The 21064-nt window shown below is 56.9% G+C and carries 21 protein-coding genes and 1 tRNA gene; 10 read left to right on the top strand and 12 right to left on the bottom strand.

Annotation, left to right across the window (positions count from 1 at the left end; genetic code table 11):
• Nucleotides 1–12 precede the first annotated feature (12 nt).
• From yidD to rpmH, 3 genes are read right to left on the bottom strand one after another with little or no spacing between them, the layout of a single operon-like run.
• Nucleotides 13–222: a membrane protein insertion efficiency factor YidD gene (gene yidD, locus FNU76_RS11155; RefSeq protein WP_144278269.1), complete on the bottom strand. Its 210-nt coding sequence runs from the start codon at nt 220–222 to the stop codon at nt 13–15.
• On the bottom strand, nt 207–626 hold the full coding sequence (rnpA, locus tag FNU76_RS24530; RefSeq protein ID WP_223879355.1) for a ribonuclease P protein component: 420 nt from the start codon (nt 624–626) through the stop codon (nt 207–209). Before rnpA ends, yidD begins: the two co-directional genes overlap by 16 nt.
• A complete protein-coding gene (gene rpmH, locus FNU76_RS11145; protein WP_072426848.1) occupies nt 568–702 on the bottom strand; it encodes a 50S ribosomal protein L34 in 135 nt (44 codons plus the stop codon). Before rpmH ends, rnpA begins: the two co-directional genes overlap by 59 nt.
• A 263-nt stretch (nt 703–965) precedes the next feature.
• On the opposite strand from rpmH, the gene dnaA reads away from it, so the two are divergent.
• The 3 genes from dnaA to gyrB all read left to right on the top strand — a co-directional run bounded on the left by dnaA (nt 966) and on the right by gyrB (nt 6271).
• The gene (dnaA, locus tag FNU76_RS11140; RefSeq protein ID WP_144278267.1) at nt 966–2345 is read left to right on the top strand and encodes a chromosomal replication initiator protein DnaA; all 1380 of its coding nucleotides are present in this window, start codon (nt 966–968) and stop codon (nt 2343–2345) included.
• 346 nt (nt 2346–2691) lie between these two features.
• Nucleotides 2692–3798: a DNA polymerase III subunit beta gene (gene dnaN / locus FNU76_RS11135; RefSeq protein ID WP_144278266.1), complete on the top strand. Its 1107-nt coding sequence runs from the start codon at nt 2692–2694 to the stop codon at nt 3796–3798.
• Nucleotides 3799–3874: 76 nt separating this feature from the next.
• Nucleotides 3875–6271 carry a DNA topoisomerase (ATP-hydrolyzing) subunit B gene (gene gyrB, locus FNU76_RS11130; protein WP_144278265.1) on the top strand — a complete coding sequence of 799 codons (2397 nt, stop codon included), beginning with the start codon at nt 3875–3877 and terminating at the stop codon, nt 6269–6271.
• Between the two features lie 247 nt (nt 6272–6518).
• Here gyrB and FNU76_RS11125 read toward each other — a convergent pair whose 3' ends face one another.
• Together FNU76_RS11125 and FNU76_RS11120 are read right to left on the bottom strand one after the other, a co-directional pair.
• Nucleotides 6519–7154 carry a glutathione S-transferase family protein gene (locus FNU76_RS11125; protein WP_144278264.1) on the bottom strand — a complete coding sequence of 212 codons (636 nt, stop codon included), beginning with the start codon at nt 7152–7154 and terminating at the stop codon, nt 6519–6521.
• 12 nt (nt 7155–7166) lie between these two features.
• Nucleotides 7167–7793: an NAD(P)-dependent oxidoreductase gene (locus tag FNU76_RS11120; RefSeq protein ID WP_144278263.1), complete on the bottom strand. Its 627-nt coding sequence runs from the start codon at nt 7791–7793 to the stop codon at nt 7167–7169.
• A gap of 119 nt (nt 7794–7912) precedes the next feature.
• On the opposite strand from FNU76_RS11120, the gene FNU76_RS11115 reads away from it, so the two are divergent.
• Nucleotides 7913–8854 carry a LysR family transcriptional regulator gene (locus tag FNU76_RS11115; RefSeq protein WP_144278262.1) on the top strand — a complete coding sequence of 314 codons (942 nt, stop codon included), beginning with the start codon at nt 7913–7915 and terminating at the stop codon, nt 8852–8854.
• A 43-nt stretch (nt 8855–8897) separates the two neighbouring features.
• On the opposite strand, the gene FNU76_RS11110 is transcribed toward FNU76_RS11115, so the two are convergent.
• Both FNU76_RS11110 and FNU76_RS11105 read right to left on the bottom strand, forming a co-directional pair.
• Nucleotides 8898–10247, bottom strand: coding sequence for a type II toxin-antitoxin system HipA family toxin (locus FNU76_RS11110; protein ID WP_144278261.1), 1350 nt, complete (start codon nt 10245–10247; stop codon nt 8898–8900).
• Nucleotides 10241–10672, bottom strand: coding sequence for a helix-turn-helix transcriptional regulator (locus FNU76_RS11105; protein ID WP_144278260.1), 432 nt, complete (start codon nt 10670–10672; stop codon nt 10241–10243). Before FNU76_RS11105 ends, FNU76_RS11110 begins: the two co-directional genes overlap by 7 nt.
• A 258-nt stretch (nt 10673–10930) precedes the next feature.
• On the opposite strand from FNU76_RS11105, the gene FNU76_RS11100 reads away from it, so the two are divergent.
• Nucleotides 10931–12373 (top strand): PD40 domain-containing protein, encoded by a 1443-nt coding sequence (locus FNU76_RS11100; protein WP_144278259.1) that lies wholly within the window; start codon nt 10931–10933, stop codon nt 12371–12373.
• Nucleotides 12374–12431: 58 nt separating this feature from the next.
• Here FNU76_RS11100 and FNU76_RS11095 read toward each other — a convergent pair.
• The 4 genes from FNU76_RS11095 to FNU76_RS11080 form a co-directional block, all read right to left on the bottom strand.
• Nucleotides 12432–12503 (bottom strand) — tRNA-Gln (locus FNU76_RS11095).
• Nucleotides 12504–12547: 44 nt separating this feature from the next.
• A complete protein-coding gene (locus FNU76_RS11090) occupies nt 12548–13870 on the bottom strand; it encodes a hypothetical protein (protein ID WP_144278258.1) in 1323 nt (440 codons plus the stop codon).
• 85 nt (nt 13871–13955) lie between these two features.
• Nucleotides 13956–15488 carry a Fic family protein gene (locus FNU76_RS11085; RefSeq protein WP_223879309.1) on the bottom strand — a complete coding sequence of 511 codons (1533 nt, stop codon included), beginning with the start codon at nt 15486–15488 and terminating at the stop codon, nt 13956–13958.
• Between the two features lie 183 nt (nt 15489–15671).
• Nucleotides 15672–16124: a DUF2214 family protein gene (locus FNU76_RS11080; RefSeq protein ID WP_179958435.1), complete on the bottom strand. Its 453-nt coding sequence runs from the start codon at nt 16122–16124 to the stop codon at nt 15672–15674.
• A gap of 150 nt (nt 16125–16274) precedes the next feature.
• On the opposite strand from FNU76_RS11080, the gene FNU76_RS11075 reads away from it, so the two are divergent.
• The 5 genes from FNU76_RS11075 to FNU76_RS11055 all read left to right on the top strand — a co-directional run bounded on the left by FNU76_RS11075 (nt 16275) and on the right by FNU76_RS11055 (nt 20553).
• Nucleotides 16275–16538 (top strand): hypothetical protein, encoded by a 264-nt coding sequence (locus FNU76_RS11075; RefSeq protein ID WP_144278256.1) that lies wholly within the window; start codon nt 16275–16277, stop codon nt 16536–16538.
• A 228-nt stretch (nt 16539–16766) separates the two neighbouring features.
• On the top strand, nt 16767–17426 hold the full coding sequence (locus FNU76_RS11070) for an NUDIX hydrolase (RefSeq protein WP_144278255.1): 660 nt from the start codon (nt 16767–16769) through the stop codon (nt 17424–17426).
• Nucleotides 17427–17486: 60 nt separating this feature from the next.
• Entirely contained in the window at nt 17487–18047 is a 561-nt protein-coding gene (gene pnuC / locus FNU76_RS11065; RefSeq protein ID WP_223879308.1) for a nicotinamide riboside transporter PnuC, read from the top strand.
• Nucleotides 18044–19072 carry an AAA family ATPase gene (locus tag FNU76_RS11060; RefSeq protein WP_144278254.1) on the top strand — a complete coding sequence of 343 codons (1029 nt, stop codon included), beginning with the start codon at nt 18044–18046 and terminating at the stop codon, nt 19070–19072. The genes pnuC and FNU76_RS11060 overlap by 4 nt, the downstream gene beginning before the upstream one ends.
• Before the next feature lie 266 nt (nt 19073–19338).
• Nucleotides 19339–20553, top strand: a complete 1215-nt coding sequence (locus tag FNU76_RS11055) for an RtcB family protein (protein ID WP_144278253.1) — start codon at nt 19339–19341, stop codon at nt 20551–20553.
• Here FNU76_RS11055 and FNU76_RS11050 read toward each other — a convergent pair whose 3' ends face one another.
• On the bottom strand, nt 20554–20943 hold the full coding sequence (locus FNU76_RS11050; RefSeq protein ID WP_144278252.1) for a VOC family protein: 390 nt from the start codon (nt 20941–20943) through the stop codon (nt 20554–20556). It abuts the gene before it with no gap.
• Nucleotides 20944–21064: the final 121 nt, after the last annotated feature.

The raw sequence follows: 21064 nt of genomic DNA, 5'->3' as shown, positions 1-21064 counted from the left end.
TCTCGTCGGGAGTCAGGGCACCGGGTCGTGCCCGTGGCCGCCCCATGGGTGGCAGCGGCAAAGCCGGCGGATTGTAAGCCATCCACCACGATACGCGCCATGACGGCGCACGGCTTCGATCGCGTATTGGGAACAGCTCGGTGTGTAACGGCAATTTGCGCCCAAGATAGGCCGCAAGGTGTAGCGATAGAGCTGAAAAAGCAGGATCAGGAGGCGCGACATGGCGAAACCCGTGCGAACAGGCGCAACAAGGCGGCGCGTGCTTCGGCGGCTTCGCTGCGATGAAACGAACGCTTGGCCCGCACGATCAGATCCAGCCCAACCAGCTTGGCCGCCTCGTGTCGGAACAGCTCGCGCGCGGTACGCTTGATCAGGTTGCGGCCCACGGCACGGCGTTGGACTTTTTTCGAGACCACAACGCCCATCCGAGCCCGGTCCAGCTCGTTCGGCTTGACCCATACCTGGAAAAAAGAATTTGCCTGGGTACGGCGCAAATTAAAAACGGATGAAAATTCATCCGTTTTTAACAAGCGTTGCTGCCTAGTGAAGCGGTACGTCAAGCGTCGCTCAAACCGAAAGGCTGTGACGGCCCTTGGCGCGGCGTGCGGCCAGAACGGCGCGACCACCACGGGTACGGCTGCGAACCAGGAAACCATGGGTACGCTTGCGACGAATAACGGAAGGTTGGTATGTACGTTTCATTGCGGTGCCCCTGAAGACTTGGCGTGTCGTGTGAATAAACGTGTGATTAGACGGAAAAAAAGCATATGTGTCAATGGCCTTATTTTCCACAGCCTGTGGATAAGCCTCCTGAAAGTGACTAGAATAAGCGGCCGATTAACCCTGCTGTCGCACCTGTCCTGGCATGTGACAGCAGCGCTCCGGCCGCGCGCCCCCTGAGGTACAGTCGCGCTAGAACTGCCGTTCGCACAAACCTCGGCCGCGCCGCACGATTCCTATAAAAAATGACATTACCCGTTGAACAATTTTGGCCGAACTGTCTTGCTCGGTTCGCCGAGGAATTGTCTGCGCAGCAGTTCAACACCTGGATCAAGCCGCTGGCTTGCTCGGTGGAGAACGAGGCGTTGCAGCTGTACGCGCCTAACCAGTTCTCGCTTCAGTTCGTCAAAGACCGTTTCCTGGTGCGTATCGAGAAGTACGCCGCCGAATATTTCGGCGAGGGCGGCTGCCTTATCGAACTGCGCGTGGGCGAAGCCCAGGCGCGCCCACAGGTAGCCAGCGGTACCAGCACACCCGCGCCCCAGGCCGCCGCGACGGTTGCCAAACCGCACAGCCCGCCCGGCAAGTTGGCGATGGCCAACGAAACCACCCGGCTCAATCCGAATTTCACCTTCGATACGCTGGTGACCGGTAAAGCCAACCAACTTGCCCGCGCCGCCGCCATACAGATCGGCGAAAACCCGGGCACCGCCTACAACCCGCTGTTCGTCTATGGCGGCGTGGGCCTGGGCAAGACCCACTTGATCCAGGCCATCGGCAATCTGGTGCACCAACACCGGCCCGATGCCAAAATTCGCTATATCCACGCCGAGCGCTATGTTGCCGACGTGGTCCGCGCCTATCAGCACAAGGCTTTCGACGAGTTCAAGCGCTACTACCACTCCCTGGACCTGTTGCTGATCGACGATATCCAGTTCTTCTCCGGCAAGAACCGCACCCAGGAAGAGTTCTTCTACGCCTTCAATGCGCTGATCGAAGGCCATCGCCAAGTCATCATCACCTCGGACCGCTATCCGAAGGAGATCGAGGGAATTGAAGACCGGCTGATCTCCCGCTTCGGCTGGGGCCTGACCGTGGCGATCGAACCGCCCGAGCTGGAAATGCGGGTGGCGATTCTGCACAAGAAGGCCGAGTCGGAAGGCTTCAAGCTCGATTCCAGCGTGTCGTTCTTTATCGCCAAGCATATCCGCTCGAATGTGCGCGAACTGGAAGGCGCCCTGAAACGGGTGCTGGCCTACTCGCGCTTCACCGGCGAGCAGATCACGCTGGAAGTGGCAAAGGAAGCGCTGAAGGATATCCTGGCTTCCGGTAACAAACTGATTTCGGTAGAGAACATCCAGAAGACGGTGGCTGATTTCTACAAGATCAAGGTTTCCGACATGCACTCCAAAAAGCGGACTCGCGACATTGCTCGTCCGCGCCAGGTGGCCATGGCGCTCGCCAAGGATCTGACCCAGATGAGCCTGCCGGCCATCGGCGAAGCCTTTGGCGGCCGTGACCACACCACGGTGATGCATGCCTGCAAGACCATCGCGGCGCTGAAGCAAGGCGACGCGACGATGAATCACGATTACAACGTCCTGGCCCAGATCCTGCGTAACTGAGCCAGGCCGGAATGGTTTTAAGGGAAGTGCCGAACACCCCCTCGCCCTGTAGCGCGACACTCCCGCCACAGGCCGCTTGAGGGGATTTAAACGAGATGTCGTTGATTTTTAATGAAAAGTGGTGAACTGACAGTTCTCCACCGACATTTGTTCAGCGCTTCCGCAAGAAATGTGGATAAGCTTGCATTGCAGATTGGCGCCGAAAAGCGAACACAATCGATACACAACGGCAGGCAAGACTATCCACAGCGAGATTTGGCGGTAAGGTACTGAAGCAGAAGTGGAAAACGGGTTTTCCACAGAAACTGGCTACCTCTATTTATCTATCTTCAGGAACTACTACATTATGTTGCTGATACAAGCAGAACGCGATTCCCTGCTCAAGCCGCTGGCTACCGTCACCGGTATCGTCGAGCGTCGTCACACGCTGCCTATCCTGTCGAACGTACTGATTGGCAAGCAGAACGGGATGCTCACCTTCCTGGCGACCGATCTGGAAATCCAGATCACGACCGAGTACCCCAGCCCTGAAGGCAGTGATTTTCAGCTGACCGTATCGGCCAAGAAGTTCCAAGATATCTTGCGTGCCATCCCGGACGGCACTACCGTCAACCTGGACCAGGACGACAGCCGCCTGACCGTCAAGGCAGGCAAGAGCCGCTTCAATCTGCAAACGCTGCCGGCACAGGACTTCCCGCGACTGACCATCGATACCAGCGTCAAGAGCGTGATCAAACTGCCGCAACGCCAGCTGAAGAACCTGATCAGCCGGGTTCAATACGCCATGGCGCATCAGGACATCCGCTATTACCTGAACGGTCTGTTCATCCTGACCGAAGGCAAGGAATTCAAGCTGGTCGCCACCGACGGCCATCGCCTGGCTTTTGTTGCCTGCGAAATGGAACACGAAGTCGAACGCAACGAAGTCATCCTGCCGCGCAAGACCATCCTCGAGCTGTACAAGCTGCTGGCTGACATCGACGACGAAGTCACCATCGAGATCGCGCAGAACCAGGTCAAATTCGCGTTCGGCAATATCGTCATCCATTCCAAGGTCGTGGACGGCAAGTTCCCGGACTACAACCGGGTGGTACCAACCGGCAACGACAAGCTGGTACCGCTGAACCGTCAGCAGCTGCTGTCGTCCCTGCAGCGCGCAGCCATTCTCTCCAACGAGAAATTCCGTGGCGTTCGCATCGTATTGGGCGACGGGACCTTGAAGATCATCTGCAACAACAGCGAGCAGGAAGAAGCGACCGAAGAGTTGGAGATTCCTTACCAGGGCGATCCGCTCGATATCGGCTTCAACATCGGTTACCTCATCGACGTGCTGACCAACCTGGACCATGAAGCACTGGTTTTTGCCTTTGGCGACCATGCCACCAGCAGTACCCTGGTAACCGTTCCGGAAGAACCCAATTTCAAGTATGTCGTGATGCCAATGCGCATTTAGGCGCGGCCGCATGACCAAGCCGGCCATCTCGGCCGGCTTTGGCATTTTTATCAGTACAGCAGCAGGTGGATAAAAGATGAGCGATCAGGAATACGGCGCAGACAGTATCAAGGTGTTGAAAGGCCTGGAGGCCGTACGTAAACGCCCTGGCATGTATATCGGCGATACCCAAGACGGCAGCGGCTTGCACCACATGGTGTTCGAAGTGCTGGACAATGCAATCGACGAAGCGCTGGCTGGTCACTGCAACGAGATCAAGGTCATCATCCACCCGGATAATTCCATTTCGGTGGAAGACAACGGCCGTGGCATCCCCACCGATATCAAGGAAGACGACGAATTCAAGCGCTCCGCCGCCGAAATCGTCATGACCGAACTGCACGCCGGCGGTAAATTCGACCAGAACAGCTACAAGGTATCCGGCGGTCTGCACGGCGTGGGCGTATCCGTCGTCAATGCCTTGTCGGACTGGCTGCGGCTCACCATCCGTCGCGACGGCAAGGTGCACAGCATGGAATTCCGCCAAGGCGAAGCGGTGGAGCCACTCAAAGTCGTCGGCAAGACCGAACACCGCGGTACCGAAGTGCATTTCCTGGCTTCACCGGAAACCTTTGGCCTGATCGAATTCCATTTCGATATCCTCGCCAAGCGCATTCGCGAGTTGAGTTTTCTCAACAACGGCGTGGCCATCGTGCTGATCGACCGTGTGCACGGCAAGGAAGAGAACTTCTCCTATTCCGGCGGTGTACGCGGCTTCGTCGAGTACATGAATCGCAACAAGACCGCCTTGCACCAAAAGGTGTTCTACGCGCTTGGCGAAAAAGACGGCATGAGTGTCGAAGTCGCCATGCAATGGAACGATTCCTACCAGGAAACCGTGCAGTGCTTCACCAACAATATCCCGCAGCGGGATGGCGGTAGCCATCTGACCGCCTTGCGCCAAGTGATGACACGCACGCTCAATGGCTATATCGAAAAAAGCGAGATCGCCAAGAAAGCCAAGATCGAGACCGCCGGCGACGATATGCGCGAAGGCCTCACCTGCGTGCTGTCGGTGAAATTGCCCGACCCCAAGTTCAGCAGCCAGACCAAGGACAAACTGGTCTCCAGTGAAATCGGTCCGATCGTGAACGAGGTCATCAGCGAAGCACTGAACAACTTCCTGCTGGAAAACCCGATCGAAGCCAAGATCATCTGCGGCAAGATCGTCGACGCCGCCCGTGCCCGCGACGCCGCCCGCCGCGCCCGCGAACTGACCCGCCGCAAAGGTGTCATGGACGGCCTGGGGCTGCCCGGCAAGCTGGCTGACTGCCAGGAAAAGGATCCGGCCCTGTCCGAGATCTACATCGTCGAAGGGGATTCCGCCGGCGGTTCCGCCAAGCAAGGCCGCGATCGCAAGTTCCAGGCCATCCTGCCCCTGCGCGGCAAGGTGCTGAACGTAGAACGCGCCCGCTTCGACAAGCTGATTTCCAGCGAACAGATCGCCACCCTGATCACCGCGCTCGGTTGCGGCATCGGCAAGGACGATTTCAACCTGGAAAAACTGCGCTACCACCGCATCATCATCATGACCGATGCCGACGTGGACGGCGCCCACATTCGAACCCTGTTGCTGACCTTCCTGTATCGCCAGCTGCCCGAACTGGTCGAACGCGGTTACGTCTACATTGCCCAGCCGCCCTTGTACAAGGTCAAGCATGGCAAGAACGAGCAGTACCAGAAGGACGATCACGAACTCAACCAGTACCTGTTGAAACTGGCCTTGAGCGGTGCCCAGCTGATTCCTCGCAGCGGTGCCGATCCGCTGGAAGGCCAGGCATTGGACCTGATCGCCCGCCAGTACCTGCTGGCTCAGGCCGTAATCGAGCGCGAAAGCCGTTTGATCGACCCGACCGTGTTGTATGCCTTGCTCAGAACCGGCGCGCTGGACATGAGCAGCGAAGCGGCGGCTCGCGAGTCTGCTACGCGTTTGATGGCTGCCATTGCCGATCCGGCTTTTGTGCTTGAGCCGTATCATGACGACAAGAACGATGCGTTTATCCTGCGTCTGAAAAAGACCGTGCACGGCAATATCGCCTTCCAGTACCTGGATCACGATTTCCTGCATTCGGGCGACTATGTGCAGCTGCGCCGTACCGCGGATATGCTGTCTGGACTGCTGGATGCGGATGCCGTGGTGAAGCGTGGCGATCATGAAAAGCCGGTCAGGGAGTTCAAGGACGCGCTGGAGTGGTTGCTGAACGAAGTGCGCCGCAATATGACCGTGCAGCGGTATAAAGGTCTGGGTGAGATGAATCCGGATCAGTTGTGGGAAACGACGATGGACCCGACTGTACGGCGGTTGATGCGGGTGCAGATCGAGGATGCCATGGCGGCGGATGATATCTTCACGACGCTGATGGGCGACAATGTGGAACCGCGTCGGGCGTTTATCGAGAAGAATGCTTTGATTGCGCGGAATATTGATGTTTGAGGGTGTTGTCGGGTGCCACAGAAAGTGAAAACTGTGCCAAGTTAGTGAAAAGTCTGTGACACAGTTGTTGAAAAAGCCCTCACCTTTCGAGGGCTTTTTTGTACCTCAGTCGGAAATGTAAGCTTCACTGTGCTAATGAAGTAGCTCAGTTGGTGCATCAGGTATCGAGGCCACCCTTGCCTGCGCTCGCGTGTGCATGATCATTCGTGATGTTACGAGCCATGCTCCTCTGCTTCCCAAAGGTGGCTTACATCTTCAACAGAACGCTCTTTTCGCGCTCCAATGCCCGCCTGGCCGCAGGGCGGTTGATGAGGCGATCCTTCATTGCGGTGAGATGTTTCAACTCCTTGATTGGCAATCCAAGCTCCTTTCCCCAGGGGTAGAACACCAGGGTATACGGATCGGCGACCGTGAAGTGTTCGCCCATGACCCACTGGCTGTGCGCCAGCATCTGGTCGATCTCGCGCAGATAGGCCCAGAAGCTCTCCTTGCCATGTGCCTTGATGGCCGCATGCGTGGCCTTGTCGTCACTGAACCGCTCCGGATGCACGAATTGCATGAAGGCGGGGTGGACGCTGCTTGACAGCCAGGCACACATCGCGATGGTGCGGGCGTGATCGAGCTGGTCGGCCCCGAGCAGTTCGGCATTGGGATAGGTCTCCCCGATCCATCCAAGGATCGCGGTGCTTTCAAGCAAGACCCGTCCGTCATCAAACCGCAGCGCCGGCACCTTGCCGCGAGGGTTGATTGCCAGGTAATCGGGTTTCCGGTTCTCGCCAGTGAAGATGTTGATCTTCTTCGCCTCGAAAGTCGCGCCGGCTTCCTCCAGCGCGACATGGCTCGCCATCGAGCAGGCGAGTGGACAGTAATAGATCGTCAGCATGGTCTTGGCTCCTCAGTAGGCCACCGTGAAGCGCTCGCTGTGGTGCCGGGGCTGCTCCGCTTCGTCCAGCATCGCTGATGCAAAGTCTTCCAGCGAAATTCGGCTCTCGCCTTTCGCATCGGTCAGCAGGTGATCCTTGCCAATGCGATACCGGCCGGTGCGCTCTCCAGGTACCAGCATGGCGGCAGGGCTGAGGAACACCCAGTCCAGTTCCTTTTCTTTCTGTAGTGTTTCGAAGAACGCTGCCGTGCGCAGTGAACCCTCTTTCCACTCGGCCGGGAAGTCCGGTTGGTCCACCACACGTTGACCCGAGGGCAGAAGCAGCGTTCCGGCACCACCCACGGTCAAAAAGCGGCCAATGCCGGCACGCTTGACGCCGTCGATGATGGCCCGGGTGCCGCTTCCATCGGCGTCCAGACCGGGGTTGAAAGCGCTGATTACCAGATCGTGACCGCGGATCGCGCCGCTCAAGGCTTTTACATCCGTCGCATCCACCTGCACGAACTCGAGATTGGCATGCGGGTGTGGTGCGTGTCCGGTTTCCTTGGTGATGGCAGTTAACTCGTGTCCGCGAGACAGTGCTTCCGCCAGCAGTTTGTTGCCGACATAGCCCGTGGCTCCGATCAATGCGATTTTCATGAGAGTTTCCTTTTCAGTGGTTTAGGTTTCCCAGTGCAGCAAGTTGTTTTATTATTTCAGTTAAAAAATCTAATGAATATCCGCGATTTAATGAAATTAAATTTAAGTCAGGGTAACAAATGAACGATCTCAAACCCTATGCGGTGTTTGCCGAGGTTGTCGCGGCAGGCTCTATGAGTGCGGCTGCGCGACGCCTCGGCCTGACGCCCTCTGCGGTCAGTCAAACCATCAGCGCGCTTGAGCGCCAGTCGGGTGTTAACCTTCTGCACCGCTCGACCCGCAGACTGACGTTGACCGAGGCCGGAGAACGCTGTTATCCGCATTGCCTGCGACTGCTCCAGGCCGCAAACGCTGCGGCTGAATCACTGGAGCGCGCGCGTGACGCACCGAGCGGAGAACTGCGAATTGCGGCACCGTTGGGCTTCGGTGCACATGTGGCCCCAGCGCTGGCGCCGGTCCTGGCGGAGTGGCCTCAGCTCCGGCTGAGCCTCATCGTCGATGATGCCCTGATTAATCTCATCGACTCACGGATCGATATCGCCCTGCGTGTGGGTGAGCTACCCGATTCAAGTTGGATAGGACGCAAGCTGTGCGACATGGAAACGGTGCTTTGTGCTTCACCGGCCTACCTGGAACGACATGGCACCCCGGTCCAAGCTGCTGATTTGGTAAGCCATCACTGGTTGGCCTTGATGCATGAGGTTCGGAACAACGTTGCACTTGCCACTATTGAAGACAACGCGTTGCCAACTTTTTCACTGGAACTGATTGACCAGCATGAGAAGCGCAAACCTGTCACGCTACGAGCGCGTACTACGACGACCAACCAGATCGCGCTGCGGCAGATGTGCGAACAGGGCATGGGAATCGCGCGCCTCTTCTACGCCGATGTACAGCCCGTGCTTGAACAAGGATTGCTGATAAGGGTCTTGCCTAAGACACGTCTTCCATCCCTGGACTTGACCATGTTGACGGCCAAACGAGATGAGGGGCCAGCCAAGGTGAGCATTGCAGTGGCAGCTTTGAGGAGGCACTTCGCATCGCTCACTCAGGTGCCTTAGCTTCCGACATCAATGGTTCAAAGCGAGAAAGTATGTACTCAAATCAAACGTCGCCGCCAATTGCCGCCGACGCGAGCCGCCTGCGTTGCTGGCGCATTCCGTCAAATACAGCTTCTGCCAGGTAGACCGGAAAACTGGCTGGCAATTGAGCTGTCACGACTTCAATCACACCATCAAGCATGCTCATGGCCTTGTCGACCAGATGACGGCCATGAACTTCGCCGAGCTGGGTCTGTTTCGCATGAGCTACAAAATGCCGATCCCGGATTCGGGAGAGTTCGTAGTAGTTGGTGGATCCCCGGATAGCCATGGCCAATTTGGCATTACGGTATTGCAGCATGTTCGCGCCGGCGCCAATGATTGGATGGGCAGAAAGCACGTCATAAATGGGTGTCATGGCGTATGCATCGTCGGGGAGCGTAGCGATGCTGAAGTTCTTGGCATGTCCGTCGGTGGCCGCAAGCAGATAGAAGACAATCTGCGCTAGGAAGAAAGTTTCCATTGCTGTAATCGGGTCAACTGAGCCGGCGAGCAGCGACATGATTTTGGTGATACCCGGTCCTCCATCGTTTTGGTACTTCGCACCTGCAGGAGTACCAGTAGCCTGACACATATCCTCTTGGGGCAGTCGCATGATCCAGCTGCCACTTGAGTGAAGACGCCGATCAAATCGCCGCACGACCAGCACTTTTTGGTCCTCGAATTGCGCCATATCGCAATAGGCGACCGGGATGCCGTAGGCCTCAACAATCTTGGAGCAAAGCCATTCGTTTTCAACGCTGTCATGCATATTGGCCCGCATGCCGCCAACGAGGCCCAGCGGTAGCTTCATTATGTGCGTTGTCGGAGTGCTGCCAAGCGGGGCATGCCACTGGTTGTTATGCCGGAGCAGTGCGGTCTTTTCTTGAGCCCCAGCAATGGACAAGCGAAAGTGGACATTTTGAGCGTTGCGCTGAAATGGCCCCGGCGCGGCAGTGGTTTCTCGCAGCACTGTAGCGACATCTGCTTCCTCCAGTGGCTCGCCATTGATCTCTTTCACTGACGGCGGTTCCTGACCGTCAGGCATCAGTTGGATCGCTCCCACGCAATCCCGACCGATCGCGCTAAGCAAGGCAAAGGCACTTTCGTCGCCCCTGGTGTAGCGCGCTGCAACACGCGCCCGTATGCGCTCCGAATCAGGTAACAGGTTGTCGAAGTAGTTGGCGACCTTCGCTCCCTTGTGGGCGGCATTGCCCGGTACGAAGGGAAGACTCAGGGATAGGGGACGCCCGGCGGTGCTGCGAATCCAGCTTTCGTCATAGATAAGGGTGTCGGGCTGGTGCCGTGGCCGATGCCAGATACCGACAAACTCGCCATTCATCCAGATATCGAGATCATTCGTAGCGCTTACCATTCGGGGATGACCTTTCTGCCAAGACGTTTACCCAACGAGCTGGAAGTTGGCTTCGGTGCCGTATTTTCAGGCTGCTTTCCAGACGTCTGATTTGGCGAAGCCATAATTGATGGGGTTGCCATGCCGGTCATACTCGACTTTTTGGTCACTCGCGGCGTTGGTAGCGCCAACGACTTTAGCCGCTTCGAGACCTTATCCGACATATGTGACTCGTTAAAACGAATCTCGAGACCCACGATCTGGCAAAGCGCTAGCACGCGCCCAAAACTGAGCCCGGCCAGGTTGTTTTCCATGCGCGCATAGGTTTGTTGGGTTACCCCAAGACGCGCTGCAACGTCTACTTGCGTCAGGCCCAGCTGCTTACGTGCGGCCACAATGATGGGCTTGAACTGGTCGATGGCGTGTAGTGGGTAGGTGATGGTCATGGTGCTTGCCTCAGCATATCAGGAACAGCTTTTACGCTGTTAACTGACATTACAGTAAATTTGCTGTTTATGCACTAGAATTTTCTTGTGAATTACTCATAGAATTCATTTATAAACAGTTAGATGGAAGTTCTAGTATGTAACTTCAGGTATGGAAATTATTGGAATAAAACAGCATTTAAGCTGTTTAGCAAAAAAACAGCAAAAATACTGTTGACGTGAAGCTGTCGAGACGAGCTACTTGTGCAAGGCGCCCGATTGCTGCAGGCTGAACGCCCTACCCGCTTGGCGACGCTGGCTGATCTCAAAGTCCATTCTCCAAAATTAATACGACCTTGGATAATTCTGAACATGCGTACAAATTTGACTTTGGCAGTACTACTGCTGAGCCTGTGTGGCCAAGTGCAAGCTGCACCATTGACTCTCGAATTAATGCAGTTGGGACCGAGCGATCCAACAACCCAAAGCTATAACCTGCAGGAACAGCGTGACCTACGCGTCTTCGCCCGTTCCGCAGCCGACTTCAAACAATCGAAGATCTTTTGGCAGCAAAAGATCAACGGGCAATGGCAAGCTCCCCAGCGCTTGCCCTTTAGCAATGAACGCTGGCGTGACTCCGACCCGCATCTGAGCAACAACGGTAAAACACTCGTTTTCATTTCCGACCGACCTGTGGACGGGGAACAAGCGCTGGGGCAGCTGGACCTGTACGAATCGACCTTGTCCGAGGGTAAATGGAGCGCACCGCAGCGCCTGAGCGAGTCGCTGCAAAGCAAGTCCTATGAACTGGGACCGGAGCGTTATGGAAATCAGCTCTACTTCGGTTCATACCGCAAAGGTGGACCCGGAAAGGTGTCGATTTACCGTAGCGAGCGCCTTGCCGATGGCGGGCACAGCGCACCCGTTGCGCTGCCGGCGCCCGTGAATGTCGGACCGTCCAACAGTGACTTCACGCTTTCGCCCGATGGCCGCTTTGCGCTGTGGTGGAGCGATCGCGATGCAGGCAAGAACGGTAGCGATGCGGACATTTTCCTGGCCGAACGGGTCGGCGCCGATTTTGGGCCGGCGATTCGCCTGCCCGCGCCGATCAACGGCCCGGGTTTCGAGTTCACCCCTTCGGTCAGCAGCGATGGGCAATGGCTGATTTTCGCTTCTACCCGTTCCGGCGCGCATGCTGCCGGTTTATCGCAGCTCTACCGTGTCAGTTGGCCAGCCCTGCTCAAGGAACTCGGCCCACGAATCGAGGCACACAGCCAGTTGCAACTGGACCAGAGGCTTAGCGCGCTGTGGCAGGCGATTGGCCATAAGGACGGTGCCGCGTCCAATGTGGAGTTGTTGGGCTCACTGCTGCACCCTCAGGCACGTATCTGGGGCCAAAGCCTGCGTACCGCGAGCCTGGATATCAAGGCTTGGTCGGGCAGCGAATTTCTGGACTTGCTAAAAGAGCCGAAACCCGAAGCGCTGTATGAGTGTGAGGTCCACCGTGAATTGCGGCGCTATGGCGCCCATGCCGAAGTTTATAGCGTGGTCGAAAGCCGGCGTCGTGCCGATCAAACCCTGGCCGATAGTACTGGCGTCAATAGCAGTCAGTGGCAATTGGGACCGCAAGGCTGGCAGCTGCTGTCCTTGCACTATGCGATGGAGCTGCCGGGGCAATCGCCACCCCCACGGACTCGACGCAGTGGGGACTGTATAGGCTAAAGCGGCGGGATACGCATTTAACGAGGTTGCGGCACTATTGCCCTCGTTAGAAAAACACCCCCAAAAGCAGGGCTCGAACCTGCGTCCAGCCGGACCAGAGCCGGCCGCTCTACCACTGAGCTATTTCGAGGGCTGAGCAACTTTCGCTGGTTCCTGGCTTGCCGTCAAGGAAGGTCAAATCTTCGCTTTGCCTGAGAACCAACCAGCCTTTCGCATGGCTGCTGCTAATGCGGGATGCCCCACCGCTACGCCATGTACCAACTCAGGGGTGGAGACGAATGGCGCCGCCTTTCGATGGCCCTGCGGCGTAGTCCATCCTTTTGCGACAGGATCTACGGCATATTGGGTGCAAACGGATTCCACATCGGCCCGTGTACAGGAAGCTTCCCCAGAGAGAACCTCCCACGGAGCAGGGAGCGACGACCAGACTACGGTGTCGGGATCGAGAGATCCGCCACTCGAGACATGCCAAGCCACAACGTCCGCTGCCATCAAACGCATGACTTTACCGAGACAAAGCTGATCCACCAAGTCTTCCATGCCCATAACGCAAGCCAGCGACAGCCAACCTTGGCGAGCGGTATTCCATGCGCCGGCAAGCGCATTCCAGGTAGTCGAGTCATCGCCTTGTTGGACGATCATGGAGTCGCGATTGAAGTTGCTTCTCTGCCATGTCATCCGAAGCAAGGAAGCAATTTCTTCCAATTGTGCGAGGTAAACAGTGAACAGCGATAGCTTGTCCGCTTCCGTCAATTGGGCCGCCACGTCCGCATCGGGCATGACCTGAGCGATGGCTTTCCAGCCGCGAGCGGTCGGTGCGGTTCGGAAGCGGCTCAGCAGGATGGCGGCAACGTCGTCGAAGGCGGAATCCTGGCTTTGGTTGGCGAAAACGCTCCGGCGATTCTTGGCGGCGGAGTAATAGGCGGCGAAACAGGCCGCATAGGGAGAGTCGGAAAAGTCCTCCCATCGGATCAGCGTAGCCAGCCCGGCTTTGGCCACGCGAGTTGCTGCATACTTTCTTTGCTCAAGGCGATAGGTGGCAAGCTTGCGCTCGAAGCGTTGCAGGAAGCGGAACAGCTTGTTGTAGCGTCGCTTGGAGAAGTCGAGGCCGGCCAGCTTTCGCTGTTCGCCGTTGAGCCGGTCTTCCCCGAAGTCGTTCGCACCGACGTGCTTGCGAATGGTTACGGAAAGCTGTCCGATCAGTTCCGCAACGCGCTCGGGATCGCTGCAGGCTTCGGCAGACAGCGTGGGGATTTCGGGAAAGAGCTCGGCAGCCTTGCAAGCTTGTCTTTCGGGAGGCACCGGTCGTTGGAAGTCCTGCAGCATCGAGCTGAACTGATGCAGGCCGCGCTTGAGTGAGCCGGCGGCTGCGGCTTCCAGCAATGCCGCTTCGCGCGGCGTGAGCGAATTGGCAAGCACCTCGAGCACCAATTCGATGACATCTTCAGGGCGTGGACGGCGTTGCAAGGACTGAAATAGCGGTTCGAGCGTAGACATTCAGGCGACCTAATTTGATATACGGCACGGCGGATAACGCTGTTTTTACACCGAGTTACCGTTGGCAAGAATCAAGCAGCTAAAATTAAACCAACGGCTTTCCGTCCTGTTCGTCGGTAAAAACGCCTTTGACCGCTTCGATAACGTCTTGCACCAGGTCCTTATCTAGAAGCATGGGGAACTGCTTCTTCAATGCATTGGAAGCGAGCCATTTATTTTCTTGCAGAGAGCGGATAATCCGATCGATATCGGAGTTGGGTCCGTCCAGAACCTCTTTCACAGCAACTCGAGCGCGACCCCAGCTCTGCAGCATGCGAGCTTCGTTGGTCATTTCCTGTTTAATAGTCCGCTCGATGACATCGCCTATGTATTCGACATGGGAGGTGAAATCGGGATAGCGCCACGCCGGTCCGGCATCGCCGTAGGCATGGAACACGAAATCGGATTCGATCCCATCAGGGTAAGTTTGCACTTTTCCAGTACCGCATGAACTACCGTAAAGTCGCATGAAGGGTTTCGAAAATACATCCAGGACTTCATCGTATTTCGCGCGATCAGCCGGGCTATGCATGATGGTTGCGGAGATAGGCAGGATATAGGGCGCCGGTATGGCGTTATCCCTCCGCAATACATCATTGATCAGGAAGCGGTGTACCCGGCCATTGCCATCGGCCAATGGATGAATATAAACAAAACCGAAAGCTGCAGCGGCCGCTCGAACAAGCGAAGACAAACCTGCCGTGCGGGCCAGGAACGATGAGAGCCCGCCCAACATAGCCGGTACAGCGTCACAGTGCGGGGCAACGTAGTGAACGACATTTTCGTAGTGAAAAACGCTTCCTACAAAAACCGGTGACTGCCTTACTCCGAAATGTTTGAGCGTGGTTTTCTTGCCGATAACCTCATGCTGTAGCGAGGTCAATTTCTCATTCGTGAGAAAACCGCCATCCTCGCCGCAACGTCGCTCCATCGCAGCTGCAAAGCGTTTGATGTCGTCGGTTTTCTTTTCCTCATGTTCGATCTGGAAACTGGACCGGCTTTCTTTGATCGTGAGCCAGACTGCGCTGCGAAGCAAGACATCGGCGCCGTATTCGACATTCAAGGCATGCAGCTCTTCTGCGCAATTAAACCTCTCCAAAGCCAGGGTGCGATCCGTTCTGAATATCAAGGGGCAAAAGTCCCTTGTGCCAGGCATATTGTCACGGACTCGCCAGCGACCATTATTCACCTTGGTGGTAGCGGCGATTTGGCGCTTACTATCAATGGCATCAACATAATTGCCGCTTGGCACGGGAGGCACGCCCTCAAGCTCCCGGCCGGAAAACCATTCCCACAAGAAACCTGCTCGCCGGGCATACTGGCCGGAACGCTCAGACATGACCCAAGCTGATATTTCGGCCTCTGGAACGCGGGCAAACAATCTGGCCAGCACTTCGGGGTAAACGCCCTCGTATTTCAGGGCGAAGGTCATGTGCCCGGAAAAGGACTCTTCCGGTTCGTAGGACGCAGGGTAGGTTTCCTGTGCGAAGCCGTCTGTAGCACGGGTTTGGCGGGTGGCGCCTATCTGACTGGTGAGGCGCAGCGGTTGCATGACTTGCAAGTCATATTGATCGATCAACCATCTGTAACCAGCTAAATTTGGCACGTTTCTTTACTCAAAAATGTATATCCCGATCAATTTTTGTGTAAAAAACCGGTTTACACAACAAAAACGTATAAAACTACTTGCCTTGGCTCACTTGTGCTTCACGTGAAACAGCCGCCTCGGCGAGGCGGCTGGTGCAGGAAGAGGTAAGCGAATTTAAAGCCCGATGCCGCGCGCCATCAAGCTGGCACACAGTGCGGCAGCCAGCAGTAAAACCACCTCCAAGCGCAGCAAGGTCATGATGCGCTGGTATTCCGATTCGGAGACAACGGGTGCGAGCCCTTGCCTGGTTTGCGGGCCCCATTTGATAAAGCGGACCGTCGGGTAGATGGAAAGCAGGCCTACAAGCACAAAGAGGCCGAGTTTTGCGTGAAAGAGCGGATTGCTCATATAGAAGGTCGATCCCTTCTCGAAGTAGAAGACGCGCAGGAAGCCCACGATCAGCAGCATGGTGGCAGAGGCCCCGTACCATCTATCGCATAGCTGTAGGCGCTTCGCTGCGGCAACGGTGGGGGTGCGGCTCATCGTTTGCCACTCGAAGAAGATCGTGCCGACGATGCCGAAGACGGCCACGAAGTGGAGAAAGGCAAACAGTGCGCTGGTGAACATGGATGTCCTTATCAAGTATGGATTTACCTTAGGGCATAGGTCCGGCGCGGTCGTCTCACTACAAGCTTTGTTTTTTGCCGGCATTCGCTATATCCCTACCTGGCGGAATATATACATTCGGTGCCGACGCAGACGTTGGGGCGACAAACCATGCCTTTCTTTTCATTTTTCCAGAATGACACATCGACGGCAGGGTCCGTTAAACGCCGGCTTGACGGCCTGGGCGTCAGCGAAAAGCAACGAACCACGCACGATAATATCAACAGCCTGGTCAAGCTACGCGGCGCCAAGTCCGATCCGCTCAACCATAGGCGCGGACAGGTCGATGTGATGGTCCATTGCACGCTGGGGCGCAACCAGGACTGGACCCAGTCCACGGGTACCTTTGCACGCGAGATCCGTAGAAATCCATAATGCCGCTACCGGCAGGTTGATCAACAATCGGCTACGGAACGGTTGAACCGCGTGTTCATTCTTAAGGCGATGCGCTTGTAAAACCGCAGTCGTCATCGTTGGAAGCTGTCCTATTCGCAATAAGTCCCCAGCGCGCTATTCTTCGCATATAATTAGTTGCCAAATGTAACTAAGTTGCTTGGTGCGCCTGGCGATCGCCTGCCTGCCTCCCCACAAGAAAGCCTGAATGTGAACCCAACCTTGATCGTTACCGTGGATATCGTGCTGTTCACGTTGAGCGGGATGCGGCTGAAAACGGTATTGACCCGGCGTGAGCGTGATCCCTTTGCGAAACGGCTGGCACTGCCCGGCGGCTATATCCATGCCGATGACGACCATGACGCATTGGCGGCGGCCGAGCGCGTGCTGCGTAGCAAGACCGGCCTGGTGTCGCCGTATCTGGAGCAACTCTATACCTTTACCGGCGGAGTACGCGATCCGCGGGGCTGGTCTGCCAGCATCGCCCATTACGCGCTGGTGCACGAAAGCGTGCTGATTTCCGACGCCGAGCACCGCTTTGAACTGGTGGAGGTCGATGCCCTGCCCGAGCTTCCCTTCGATCATGCCGCTATCGTCGCCCACGCGGTCAAGCGCCTACGGGACAAGTCCGCCTATTCTTCACTGCCCTGCCACTTGTTGCCTCCCCTGTTTACGCTCACCGAACTGCAGCAGACTTACGAACAAATCCTGGGCACGCCCTTGGACAAGAGCGTATTCAGGCGCAAATTGCCCGAGCTGGATTTTGTCGAAGCGGTGCCCGATGCCATTCGGCAGGGTAAACACCGTCCGGCACAACTCTATCGCTTGCGGCCGGATCGGCGTCTGGCGCTATTTGATAAGGCGGTATAAAGCTTTTTCCGCGGATGCGGGTAGCCAGACCTTGCCATTCATCTTTTCCCGAGTGAGCGCATGATGATCTCCCCCTCCGAACTTGCCGCAGATATCACCTATGGGCTTTCTGTCTGGTTGGCGGCCCGGAACAGCGTCCATACCTGGTGGACCGGGATAGTGGGATGCGCACTGTTCGCCTGGGTGTTTTTCCACACCCAGCTGTATGCCGACGTTACCCTGCAGGGCTTCTATATCGTTACCAGCCTGATGGGATGGTGGCATTGGCTGCACGGCAAAAACGGCGGTCAACTGCCGGTGCGTCGTACCGACCGATGGACCTGCGTGCTGGCCACGGTGGCCGCCTTGCTGGTGGCGGCGGGCTATGGTGCCCTGCTCCATCGCTTTACCAATGCCTATGCACCGTTTGTCGATTCGCTGGTGCTGACCTTCAGTGTGCTGGGTCAATTGCTGCTGATGGGACGGCGAGTGGAGAACTGGTATGTCTGGCTGGTGGTGGATGCCATCGCGGTACCGCTATATATCTCGCGCGAGCTTTATCTCACCGCGGGCCTGTACGCGATCTTTTGGTTCAATGCCTGGTACGGCTTGTTCAGCTGGCGTCGCGAGTTGGCACGGTGAAGCGCTTTCGGGCCGGACTAGTGGTAGGTAAGTTCGCACCACTGCATCGGGGGCACGAGTGGCTGATCGATAGGGCGCAGGCTCAGTGCGATCAGCTCTACCTGCTCAGTTATTCCAAGCCGGAGCTGCCGGGCTGCGAGCCGGCGCGGCGGCAACGCTGGCTGGTCGAACGATTTCCTGCCGCGATCAGCCTGGTGGTGACCGAAGCGCTGGTGGAGCAGTGGCGGGTGGAGGGGCGGGCGATAGGATCATTGCCGTCCAATACCGCGCCCGCCGAGGAGCATCGCCAATTCGTCGCCCGGCTCTGCCTATCGATATGGGCCGTGAGCGTGGAGGCCGTGTTTACCAGCGAGGATTATGGCGACGGATTTGCCGCGCATCTGAGTAGGGAATTCGGCAGCCTGGTGACGCATGTCGAGCTTGACCGGGCGCGCGCGAATATTCCGATTTCGGCGACCCGTATCCGCGGCGACGTCCATGGTCACCGCGATTACCTGGCGGCTTCTGTCTATGCCGATTTCGTATCGCGAATTTGCCTGCTAGGTGGCGAATCCAGCGGGAAGAGCACGCTGGCGATTGCCTTGGCGAAGGCTTTGCACTGTCGCTACGTGCCGGAATATGGGCGCGAGCGCTGGGAGGCGCAAGGTGGCGAGCTCGGCTATGGCGATCTCCTGGCGATTGCCTGCGAGCAAGTTCGGCGGGAAGACGCCCTGGCCGGACAGACCAATACGTATCTGGTATGCGATACCTCGCCGTTGACGACGCTCTTCTATTGCCAGCATTTATTCGGTCGGGCTGAGCCGGCATTGCGGGAAATGGCCGACCGGACTTATCAACAGGTATTGTTGTGCGCGCCCGATTTTCCCTTCGTCCAGGATGGTACCCGCCAAGGCGCGGACTTCCGCGACCTGCAGCACAGCTGGTATGGACGGGCGCTTGAACAGCGTGCCCAGCCCTACCATTTGCTGACCGGTAGCGTGGCTTCGCGGGTGGAGCAGGTACTGGAACTGCTCGGTATTCGATGAGGCAAGCAGGCTGGCCAATGTGCGAAGCATTTATACCAAGTTATAAAATCCTAGATAGAAATCAGCTGGTGCCGAGTAGGGATAAGCAAACCGCCGGTTGATGATTTGTTGTAAATACCGTTTTGAATCAAAGATGTGGGGTCGATTTTCACGAGGTGGTCAGTTGCTGGCACGCTTTTCGCAATACTGATCCTCGTTGACGTATGAAATGCATACGTGGAATCAATGTTCTCCACCGCAGAGCGCGCTGGACTAAGGGTAGGAAGATGAGCAAGCACAACACTGTCGCCGTAGCGAACGGCGCCCCGATCAAGATGTGGACCGAAGGCGTACCGGTCGAGGATGAAGCGCGCCAGCAATTGATGAATACGGCCAGGATGCCTTTTATCTACAAGCACCTGGCGGTGATGCCCGATGTGCATCTCGGTAAGGGATCGACCATCGGGACCGTGATCCCCACCCTGGGTGCGATTATCCCTGCGGCGGTTGGTGTGGATATCGGCTGCGGGATGATGGCCGCCCGTACCAGCCTGACCGCTGCCGACCTACCCGATAATCTGGCGGGTTTGCGATCCGCCATCGAAGCGGCGGTACCGCACGGCCGCACCATGGGAAAGCGCGACAAGGGTTCCTGGGATACTCCGCCGAAGACCGTGGATGCCATGTGGGGCGAGCTGGCCGACGGTTTCAAGCGCATCACCGAGAAGCACCCGCGTATCAAGAACACCAACAATCATAAGCATCTGGGTACTTTGGGAACCGGTAACCACTTTATCGAGGTTTGCCTGGATGAGGAAAGCCGAGTCTGGTTCATGCTGCATTCCGGATCGCGTGGCGTGGGTAATGCGATCGGGAACCTGTTTATCGAACTGGCGCAGGCGGATATGCGCCAGCATATCGCCGATTTGCCGCATCGCGATCTGGCCTACTTTCAAGAGGGTAGCCAGCACTTCGATGACTATGTCGAAGCCGTTGGATGGGCGCAGGATTTTGCCCGTCGCAACCGCGCGGTGATGATGCAGAACGTGACTGCGGCAGCCCGTACCGTAATTGCCAAGCCCTTTGTCGCCGATGTCGAAGCGGTGAATTGCCATCACAACTACGTGCAGAAGGAAACGCACTTCGGTCGAGAAGTATTGGTAACCCGCAAAGGAGCGGTATCGGCGCAAAAGGGTCAGCTAGGTATCATTCCCGGTTCCATGGGTGCCAAAAGCTTTATTGTTCGCGGATTGGGGAACGAGGAAGCGTTCTGTTCCTGTAGCCATGGAGCCGGGCGAAGCATGAGCCGCACCAAGGCGAAGAAGCTATTCACGGTGGCGGATCAGATCGAGGCCACCAAGCATGTCGAATGCCGTAAGGATGAAGACGTGATCGACGAGATTCCGATGGCTTACAAGGATATCGATGCGGTGATGACGGCCCAGTCCGAGCTGGTGGAAATCGTGCATACCCTACGCCAGGTGGTGTGCGTGAAAGGCTGATCAGATGGTGATTTCGATCCGGTTGCCTTCCGGATCGAGCAACACGCTTTCGTAATAGGCATCGCCGGTCAGGCGCGGAGCGGACAGCAGGCGCATGCCGGCGGCTTGCAGCCGCTCGGTCAGCTTTTCCACTTGCAGGGCCGATCCGGTGGCGAACGCCAGATGGACGAATCCCAGGGTCTGCTGCTGGTCGCTATTGGCGTTGGCGGCGATCCCCGGCTTTTGCATCAGTTCCAGCCTGGCGCCGTCGGTGAAGCTGAGGAAGTAGGAGCGAAACCCGGTCCGGCGATTGCAATACGGCTCGCTCGCGCTGCCGCCGAAATGCTGTACGTAGAAATCCTTCATTCGCTCCAGATTGGCCACCCATAGGGCGATGTGCTCGATCTTCATACATTCTCGCAATAAATTGCATAAGCCTGCGTAATGGTTGCGCATTATCGCGAGATTGGTCAAGAGCGCTCTGCGTTTTCTTGCTGATATAGGCAGAAAGACGCAGACACCTATGCTTGAG

The sequence above is a fragment of the Chitinimonas arctica genome (assembly GCF_007431345.1).
GTDB lineage: Bacteria > Pseudomonadota > Gammaproteobacteria > Burkholderiales > Chitinimonadaceae > Chitinimonas > Chitinimonas arctica.
Note: the sequence above shows the minus strand (reverse complement) of the source record. Positions and strands in the feature narration are given on the sequence as shown.